At 65.5% G+C, this 2912-nt stretch carries 2 protein-coding genes and 1 pseudogene; 1 reads left to right on the top strand and 2 read right to left on the bottom strand.

Annotation, left to right across the window (positions count from 1 at the left end; all coding sequences use genetic code 11):
- The first annotated feature begins 230 nt into the window (after nt 1-230).
- Nucleotides 231-1421 carry a Rieske 2Fe-2S domain-containing protein gene (locus tag VJS38_RS15985; RefSeq protein ID WP_324089146.1) on the top strand — a complete coding sequence of 397 codons (1191 nt, stop codon included), beginning with the start codon at nt 231-233 and terminating at the stop codon, nt 1419-1421.
- 97 nt (nt 1422-1518) lie between these two features.
- Here VJS38_RS15985 and VJS38_RS15980 read toward each other — a convergent pair whose 3' ends face one another.
- Complete coding sequence (locus VJS38_RS15980) at nt 1519-1998, bottom strand: globin domain-containing protein (RefSeq protein WP_324089145.1); 480 nt, start codon at nt 1996-1998, stop codon at nt 1519-1521.
- Between the two features lie 232 nt (nt 1999-2230).
- Nucleotides 2231-2815, bottom strand: a pseudogene (locus VJS38_RS15975) (DUF899 family protein); the annotation flags it as partial.
- Between the last annotated feature and the right edge of the window lie 97 nt (nt 2816-2912).

The following is a 2912-nucleotide window of genomic DNA, read 5'->3' as shown; positions in this document are numbered from 1 at the left end:
AATTTCTGTGTCCCAGCAACGGGGTGCACTCCACACTGCCCGCCTGGGAATATCCGGGGACACAATACCCAATTCATCCAATCGTCCCCGAAGATGAATTGAGTATTGTGTCCCCGTATTGTCAACCCGCGCCCACCGCGCATGGGCGGCCGAGCCGCTTGGCACGATGAACACGGCCCGCTACCCTGCAGGAAAATGGTCGCAGACGGCGGCGGGATGAGGAGAAAGCGATGTCACTGGCCGAACCGTCCAACGACGTCGACGTCCCGAGCCAGGCCCGGCGCCGCCACAGCGTCGATCTCGCGACGACCGCGCCCGGCACGCCCGGCGGCATCTTCATGCGCCAATTCTGGCACGCGATCGGGCTGAGCGCCGAATTGCCGGCCGGCCGTTCGCGCCCGCTGCGGATCATGAGCGAGGATTACACGCTCTATCGCGGCCAAAGCGGCACGGTCCACATCACCCAGTTTCGCTGTCCGCATCGCGGCGCGCCTCTGCACCTGGGATGGATCGAGGAGGATTCCATTCGCTGCGTCTATCACGGCTGGAAGTTCGCCGGTACCGGCCAGTGCGTCGAGATGCCGGCCGAGGAGCCGGGATATGAGAAGAAGGTCAGGATCAGGACCTATCCCGCCGCGGAGGCGTTCGGGCTGATCTACGGCTTTTTCGGCGAGGGCGCGCCGCCGGCCTTCCCGCCCTATCCGGAATCGCAGGGCGAAGGCGTGATCGATCCGTGGCCGATCGATCATGTGCCCTGCAATTACCTTCAGGCCTTCGAGAACACCATGGACGAGGTCCATGTCGCCTTCACGCACCAGCCCGGCGGCTCGCACGCGAAGCTGGCGCAGGACCTGCCGATCATCACCGCCGAGGAAACCGACTGGGGCATGATGCGCTACGGCAGGCGCGCCGACGGAAAGCTGCGCCATACCATCCATTACGCGCCCAATATCGTGCGCGTGATCGTGCCGCCGATGACGGGGATGGACGGCGTCGGCGGGTGGCCGGAGATCACCTTCCATTCGACGCCCGTCGACGACGAGAACCATATCTGGGTGACGACGAGCAAGGTCAGGGTCACCGGCGCCGAGGCCGACCGTTATTGGCAGAAGCGCGCCGAATTCCACCAGGCCCGCGCCGAGGCGCCCGGGATCATTTCGCTCGTGCACCGGATCTGGGCCGGGGAAGTCCGCTATTGCGAGGCGCACCATCCGGAGCTCGCGCTCGTCCAGGACATCGCCGTGCAGGCGGGACAAGGCCGCATCCAGAACCGCGAGGAAGAGTTCCTGGGACGGTCCGACGCCGCGATCGTCCTGTGGCGCCGCATCCTGACGCGCGAGCTGCGCGCGATCGCCGAGGGCCGGCCGCCGAAGCAATGGAAACGCGCGGGACCGGAGGTGGTCCCGGAACTCGGCGTGTAACGAATCCCGGGGACACAATACCTAATTCAAAGCCGGTCCACGCGACGTTCGAGCAGTCGCCACCCGCAGAAGGCGGCACGGCAATGCACCCCCCGGTTCAGGCGGCCTTATATTCGAGATCCGGGCCGTCAGGCTGCGACGTCCGGGCATAAAGCTGCGCTTCCCGCCCGATGAGGACATCCGCGAGGAACCAATAGGCTTCGCCCCAGGCGGCCAGCACCTCCTCGGTCGCGGCGTCGCCAAGCACGTCCTTGATCGCGGGAAGCAGCGCATTGGCGACGGCGGGATAATGATGCGGCTTCACATGCGTCGCGACATGCCTTGACGCCATCCGCTCCACGGCCGGCTGAAGCGCGTCCAATGCATCGATATTCTGTGCATAGGCGAGAATGGCGGCGGCGAGGCGCTTCGGCTGCTCGCCCGACTCCTGCGCGGCCATGTCGAACAGCGCCTTTATCTCGGGATCGACGAACAGGCGCGCGTACATCCGCTTGGTAATTTCGACGCCGTGCTTCTGGAGCGCCGGAGCGGTGGACTTGACGACGGCGATGGTCGCCGGGCTCAGAGACTTGGACACATTCGACCCCTTTCATTTGACGACGGGCGTCCGGCCGCGCACGCGCCCTCCGCCAAAGGGTTCGGCGAATGAGCATCGGCAACGGGCAAGGTTTCGGTGACGCCCCCCGGAACGGACATATCGCCGGGGATCTTTCATGCACTACGTAAAAGCGCGTAGCTGCAGCGTCCGGAATTCCACCGAAACAGGTGCGTCCGCCCGCTCCGCGAACGTCGCGCACGCTTCAAGCGCCTCAATAGGTGATACTCGGGTACCAGTCCGTCCCGCGGCCGCCCGGTGTCAGGTCGAGGACGTTCCACAGCGGCATCAGGTCCGGCGCGGTGGTCGGATCCTCGCCGGGGTCGGCGGGCACGGTCCCCGTTTCGACGCCCCAGAAGTGGCGGATGGTGCCGTCGCGGCGGGTGAACACGTTCATCGCCGCGGTGTCGGTGCCGCCGTCCATGATCGCGTGATAGTCGCGGCTGAAGTTCCCGTTCGCGTCAAAATAGAGCGGAAGGTTTTTCCAGCCGCGCTCGACCTTGAAGGCCACTTGCCGCTCGATCGGCGAAAGGCCGACGATGGCCAGGGCGATCCGCTGGCGCACATGGTCGGCATTGCCGTCCAGGGCGCTGAGCAGCGCGGTGCACATGGGGCAGGGCCGCGCGCGCTTGGGGCCGTACATCCAATTGTAGACGAACAGCGTATCCTTGTCGCCGAACAGCGCCGCGATGCCGACAGGGTTCGCGCCGGCGACGCTGCTCGCCTCGCCCAGGAACTGATAGTCGCCCTTGACCTCGCCGCCGGGGGGCAGCGCACGGCGCTGCGCTGCGACCCGCGCGACGTGGCGGCGCTATTACGGTGCCAGTTTACTAAATACACCAATTCCCATCATCCCACGTTCGGAAGAGAAGTGCTTCAGTAAACTGCCATCTATG

It is taken from the genome of Phenylobacterium sp. (genome assembly GCF_035276905.1).
GTDB lineage: Bacteria > Pseudomonadota > Alphaproteobacteria > Caulobacterales > Caulobacteraceae > Phenylobacterium.
The sequence above is the reverse complement of the archived record's forward strand: the minus strand, read 5'-3'. Positions and strand labels throughout refer to the sequence as shown.

Coding starts and splice junctions, on each gene's coding strand:
- VJS38_RS15985 (WP_324089146.1), top strand. CDS start 231: ATGTCACTGGCCGAACCGTCCAACGACGTCGACGTCCCGAGCCAGGCC.